Source organism: Bacillus sp. GC_Bacil_1 (assembly GCF_026540675.1).
GTDB lineage: Bacteria > Bacillota > Bacilli > Bacillales > Bacillaceae_G > Bacillus_A > Bacillus_A cereus.
Genome location: NZ_JALNUG010000040.1, coordinates 1 through 6,553 on the forward strand (window position 1 = coordinate 1; position 6,553 = coordinate 6,553).

Sequence of the window (6,553 nt, forward strand, 5' to 3'; positions counted from 1 at the left end):
TTAAGACTGTTTTTATGAGCATTTCGTATAAGTATGATGTAACTGATTAAAGCTATTTTCAAAGACGACATATCGGCGATAATTTATGTCTATTCTGCATAAGTGTTAGCAAGTTCGTTTGCAAACTTGTTAGCACTTTTTTAAAACATAAACCAGAGGAGATTCATACTATTTAGTAACAATGTAAAATTGAATTTATCAAGGATAAACCATTTAACAATTAGTTTGCAGCACTGAATGATTTACAAAAGAATACCCATCGATGCACTACGAATAAAAATAATCAGCTAATCGAGGGAATATAATTATTTTTATTTAATTCGCACTTGTACCTCTTGTTCTTGTATTACTTGAATGATTAACTCCAATACAATATTTTGTATTAACTGATGCTCATTATCATGAAGTGTACTTTGTTCTGATATGTATTGAATACATTGATATATATACCCTTCTACCAATAAGCTCCCTTTTTCAACTGTAAGTGTATTTTGCCCATTCTTTTTTACCTTTGGTATTAAAAATTCGGTTTTTGTCAAAATAATCTCCTGTTCAACCTCTTTTATTCCTATGACTTTTTCTTTAAATACAACCTTTTCTCGTAAACTAATTTCACCTTTATATCTTCCTATTTCTATTGGTAGTTTCGCTGTAATAAAATTATTTACGTCTTCCCCATTTTCACTCTCTAATATTATACTGTGAATAGGAATCCATGAAGATGCCTCTACCTTATTCTCTTCTTTATTCCCTTTATTTTTTTTGTTATATAATTCAAAATAAACTCTCTTCTCATGAAGATTTAAAGAAACTAATTTACAATAACTATCCGAATGATATTGTTGCACTGTATTTAATAACTTACAATCTAATTCACGCCCTTCTACACCTTTTTCATTCCTAAATACAAATGCTTCTTGATTTTTTACATTTATTTTTGGAAATATTTTAAAACTATTTACTTCTGAAAAAATAGAAAATGGAGTTTTGACCACCAGTGAGCGTATTAAAGGCCCTATTTGTGATCCAGACGCTTGACCTTCTTCCTTTAATTCAAGTGGTACTTCTTCTTTTTTACCTCTTTTTTCGTGTGAATTATCTTGTATATTCAGGTTTTTATACTTGTAAATTTCATCCCATATTCCCTTACCAATCCATGGATTTTTCATCACCATCCCCCCGTCTGATGAAATTCAAAAAATTTGTTTTTTGTATGTGACCATTTCATCATTATATATGTTGTATAAAAATAAAAAGAAATTGTCTTTGTTAAAAAGACAATTTCTTTTTATTTTTATAGTGCTACTTGTACTTGTTGTACTTGTAAAACTTTTAAAGTAAGATCTAGTACAATTTTTTCACGAAGCGTATCAAATGGTTCGTTTAGCTCTGTAGAACAAGGTGAAAAGTCTAATTCAAAAAATTGAGCGCTTACTAATTCACAATATGGTTGTTCGTTATAAAAAACTGCATTTTCAAAGAAATATTTGTCTAGACGTGGTAAATCACCGTTTTTAGGATTTATAAAATGAGAAGTAGTGTCCGAAGAAGAAGCTACTAAAGCTAATGATAGAAAATCACCTTCTGTCAAATCTGCAAAACCAGAAAATGGAACATTTGCAATACGATCATATAGAACTCCATTACACTCGTTATTTGCATATTCAATATTTTTACGAATATAGCCTTGTACAAATAATTTTGCTCTTGTAACTCGTCGGTAAGGTGTACCTGGTACTGGTACAAATGCTACAGGCACTAACTTACATTGTGTTAAAAATACGTTTTTTAATATGCGTTTAATTTCAACTGCTGGAGGCTCTAATGAAATATCGGACTCTACAACAATTTGAAGCGTTCTTTCAGCTAATACAACTGGAATCTTTACAATGGGTGCTCCTGGAGTAACAATTGGTGTTGCAGTCTCATCACTTAATGGTGTTTGGGTTTGCCCTGCTACCTGACATGGTACATTAATTGGACATTGTTCGCTCATGTTTTATGCTCCTCTTTTTATAAGATTTTAGAGTTTATAAAATTTTCAAACTCATAATACCTGTATATGTCTTTCTTCTATTAATGTTTGGGTTCTATAGTAGTCTCTTTAATCATTATCATTAAGTTGGTATAATCTAATCATTTTTATTGAAAATTCAGAAAATTAATATTTTTAGATAGATACTAGATTATAGTAATTAAAAAGCTGACTAATTATTTTCAGCTTTTTAATTACTTTACATACACATAGGCTTCATTTGCTGTTACATAGTATGTTTTACTTTTCAAACTTCACATATTCACCAGAAATCCATTGATCGCCGCCAACATTATACCAACCGTCACTATATCCCCACGCTTGATATTTCTCACCTTGGTACACATTTTTCACGACGCCATAGTTAGTTCCTGGACCAGTACGAACGCGTAACACATCAGCAGTAATAGTTACTACACCAATGCCATCATTTGATGGTTTAGAAGTTGCTGGTGCATTTTCTCCTGTATAACGAATGTATGATGAATCATTATATACCCACTGATCGCCACCTACGTTTAGCCACCCATTTGACTCACCCCATACTTGGTAGCATTCTCCTTTACCTAACTTACGAATAACTGCATATCCAGTTCCAGGTCCTTTTCGTAAATTCACGTTATCTCCGTTAATATAAGCCACTTTTGCACCATCGTTTGAGGGTGGAATAGGAGTTGGCATTACTGGATTATTATTTCCGTTATATGCATTTAGGACTCTTTCAATAAAGCAATTCCAACGTCCTTCTGCTAACATACGATGAGGACAATACTTTCCACTCCATGATTGATGTGTACGAACTTTACTAATTGGAATATTGTACTGTTTCATTAATTGAGCTACAACGATAGCTGCATTATCTTCAGCTTTATAATATCTATCTCCACCACTTAAAGAATAACAAATTTCAACTCCAATAGATTTACGATTTCCGTTACCACCACCATCACCGCAATGCCAAGCGTTACGCTCTAAAGGAATACCTTGTACAGCTTCTTTATCATCTACCGCAATATGAAACGATACTTGGTTGCCGTTACGAATCATATAAGCCACTTCGTTATTTGCTGTAGCATCGTTATAAGTATTGTGGACAGTAATGAATTCTGGATTCATTGTATAAGGACACTTAGTACCATATTTGCTTGCATCAACTAAATTTTTTCTGATTTCCATTATTGAACATCTCCCTTTTTCTCTTCTTGTTTTTGTTTACCACCTAAAATTTCAACTGCATTTGTTAAAGCTTGTGGCAACGGAATACCCATTCGACCAGCATTTTCTAAAAGTGAAAGTAATTCATTACCCATGAAGAAGAAAATTGTTGCTTCACGAATAGCACTATTACTTCCTAACGCTGCATCTAATTGAGCTGCCACTCCAACCAAAAGAAAAAGCACCACCTTTTTGGCGATGCCTTTGAAACCAACTTTACTTTTTAATTCTCCGTTATAACCTGCTGCAATCATGCCAGTTAAATAATCAATAACTGCCATCGTTACTAAGATTTTCAATGTTGCATCCCATCCTCCCAAAAAATACCCACAGAAGCCACCGAATGTAGCTATAAATGCTTTCATTAATATGTCAATACGATCCATCTTTACATCTCCTTATTTATAATAAAAAAGAGAGACGCTTGTCCCTCTCTCAGTAAGTACTTTTATTTTACGATATTAAATCATCCCTTTTAATATTAAACCCAAGACTGACATAGTAATTGCACTAATAATAATTCTTAAAATCCAAGTTGTATTCATGCTAATCTTTTCTAATTGCTTATTAATTGTAGCAATGTCTTTCTCATTAATTGTTGTGCGAGTTTCTAAATTACGAATATCTCGCATAATTTCTTTTTGTTCTGCTTTTAAACTGTCGATTTTTACATATACATCTTCCACTGTATTCACATCCTTTTAAAATCTTAATAAAGCAATCTCTACATGATATGAGACAACCTTATTTATGGTGAATGCATCGCAGAAATTTCAAAACAAAAGCCGTATTTTATGCAAATTAAAAAACAGCCTATAGCTGCTCTGGTTTCTTATCAATTAAATTTTGAAGTAACAGTTGTTCTAAAACTTCAATTCTACTGTTCATTTGTTTATTCTCTTCTTTTAACTCTTGAATTTCAGCATCTTTAGCTTGTTTTTCTTCTTGAAACGCCTTTATTTGAATTGCTAATGAAGAATATAGTTCAGCTGCATTTCTTGTTTTTGTAACAAAACACTCAGGAGTATTTTCATCATCTGCAATCCACCCATAGTGAGTTTCTATATCGTTTGTTGTAAGAATTGGGTCCCCTTCAACACGATTCATTCGCTTCTCATACAAGTCTTCTATATCTGTTTTCAAGTTGTATTGTTGGATTTGAAGTGCCATAATTTTTTCTATTGCGCTAAACTGCACGTCACGAATATTTGTTTTGTATTCACGTTTCGATGCCGTTTGAAAAGCTGATGCTGTAACTGCGTTATATGCACTTCCTGACCCATTTTTAACCTGAAGTGTTGTATATCCCTCAACGTTACCATTTCGTAGCATTACTGTTTGGAATCGAAGGTCTGTTTCAGCGTTGGGCGTTGCAACTATATCAAGCATATTTTTTCCTTTTAAGTTGAATACAATGGAAGACTGACTGTCCATCCATACGGATTTAGATCCACCTTTTAACGTTATTCCACCAGCAGAGTCTACCCAAAATGCGTTCGATGGATTAGATACTGTGAAGGTAGCACCGTTGGCTACTTCAACCCAATATGATCCATTTTTTGCATACTGACTTATACCTTTTCCAGAAGTGATAATTGTATGCCCACCAGAATTGACCTCTGTATTCTGATTACTTTTCATAAACAAAGCCCCACCAGTAAGAATATCTACATGGCTTACAGAATCTAAACGAATTGTATTAGTATAAGCGCTAAATTGTTTATCAGACCTTAGGGTAACTCCGTTATTACCAGTAATATAAATATAGTTATCTCCATTAAGAGATACATCCCCTTTTGTATCCACATTTAATTTAGCGCAATAATGTGGAGTTTGATCCGCATCATAACCTTTAACAATACCAAAGGTACCGGTATAGTAATTTTCTCCTTTCACTGGGAATTGAGATATTGTTAAAGTACCATCGCGGAAACGTGATGTATCCACATCATCATGCATAAGTATTGTTGGTTGTATTTGGCTATCAACAGCTCTTTTGTAATAACCAATAAACATTCGATTTAAATTCGACTCCATCAAACGTATGAATTGCTTTTGAATGTGAACATAATTAGAACCATTGTCTGTACGTATGGTTGTACCTTTAAGTTCCTGCGCTTCTAAATACTTTGCTATTGTTGTTCCATCTAATTGTATTTTACCTGCACTAATTTTAACTTCCTCTGCTGTTTGATTGATAGACGAGATAATATCATTTTTTTTGACCGTGGAATTAATTTCATTACTCATTACAGATAACTGAGAAGTATGCGAATCTACAATAGCCTTACTTCCAAATTGACCGTTAGCTTCTATTTTCGTATAAACCTCTTTAGCTTCTGCTTTTAAGTCAATACGATTAGATTGCTGATTGATCGTTGTTTCCATTTTAGAAACTTTACTATCAAAATCAGAAGTAGCCACTTTCTTTGCAATTTCGCCTACAAGTTGGTCATAGTTGGCATAGTCTTTCGGATTCTCCATGAAACTAGAAGGTGTAATACCTTGTTGTAATTGTGGTTGCGATACCCAAAGTCTACCGTTTTTTCTAATAACCACTACGAAACGTATCGTAGTAACACCAGATGCAGGAGATGGCATAGTTACACTAACAAATTTCCATGATCCATTAGTCAGTAATGGTACAAGTTGTACGACTTTATTCGTAACCCAAGTAGAACCATTGTAAAATTCAATCATTACAAATGCTGTATTATCTATGGTAGCAACTGCATCTGTGTAAAACCATGCAGATAACACATAATCACCGGAGTTAGGAGATACAGGTAATGATTGATAGAACGCTGCATTTCTGTCTACTGTCTGCCCGGACGATTCTAATTTAACGGAATTCATACCGTCATGGTTTCTCGCTGTTTCTGGTACAGCTGTAAAGTTACTGCCGTTTGGACCGACACTCCATTTAGAAATACTCGGTTTTCTACTCGTTACAGCTCCTGTAGTAGCGTTTATTACTCGATCTTCAAATGCAGTATTAAATAGTAAGTTCGTACTTCCTAATCCACCTACATATTCTTGCATTTGAGTATCTGTTACTTTGGATTTGATTTGATTATTCAACTGTGTGATATCACTCGTGTTTTGTTGAATAACCTCCCCTTGTTTGCCTTGTGTTTGAGATAGAGTTGTAATGGTTTGTGAATTAGAATCCGTTGTTTGTTTAACTTGATTTAAGGTAGTTTGCATTGTACCTTGGTCTTTTTGAACAGTTGATACAGTGGTTTTTACACCGTCCACACTTTTTTCAATTTCGGTTGTTTTCTTGGTGAATTCATCGGTTGC

6 protein-coding genes are annotated in these 6,553 nt (G+C 33.7%); all 6 read right to left on the bottom strand.

All coding sequences use genetic code 11. The features are described from left to right. Positions 1–311 precede the first annotated feature (311 nt). The gene (locus tag OXT04_RS29275; RefSeq protein WP_267418934.1) at positions 312–1,169 is read right to left on the bottom strand and encodes a BC_2427 family protein; all 858 of its coding nucleotides are present in this window, start codon (positions 1,167–1,169) and stop codon (positions 312–314) included. Positions 1,170–1,294: 125 nt separating this feature from the next. After that, a complete protein-coding gene (locus OXT04_RS29280; RefSeq protein WP_001294984.1) occupies positions 1,295–1,996 on the bottom strand; it encodes a CsxC family protein in 702 nt (233 codons plus the stop codon). Positions 1,997–2,275: 279 nt separating this feature from the next. Next, positions 2,276–3,211 carry an N-acetylmuramoyl-L-alanine amidase gene (locus tag OXT04_RS29285; protein ID WP_267418935.1) on the bottom strand — a complete coding sequence of 312 codons (936 nt, stop codon included), beginning with the start codon at positions 3,209–3,211 and terminating at the stop codon, positions 2,276–2,278. Then, a complete protein-coding gene (locus OXT04_RS29290) occupies positions 3,211–3,636 on the bottom strand; it encodes a phage holin family protein (RefSeq protein WP_098256773.1) in 426 nt (141 codons plus the stop codon). Before OXT04_RS29290 ends, OXT04_RS29285 begins: the two co-directional genes overlap by 1 nt. Positions 3,637–3,711: 75 nt before the next feature. Further along, on the bottom strand, positions 3,712–3,936 hold the full coding sequence (locus OXT04_RS29295) for a hypothetical protein (RefSeq protein ID WP_000390479.1): 225 nt from the start codon (positions 3,934–3,936) through the stop codon (positions 3,712–3,714). A gap of 127 nt (positions 3,937–4,063) precedes the next feature. Beyond that, on the bottom strand, positions 4,064–6,553 hold a 2,490-nt coding region (locus OXT04_RS30175), incomplete at its 5' end, for a tail fiber domain-containing protein (protein WP_267418937.1).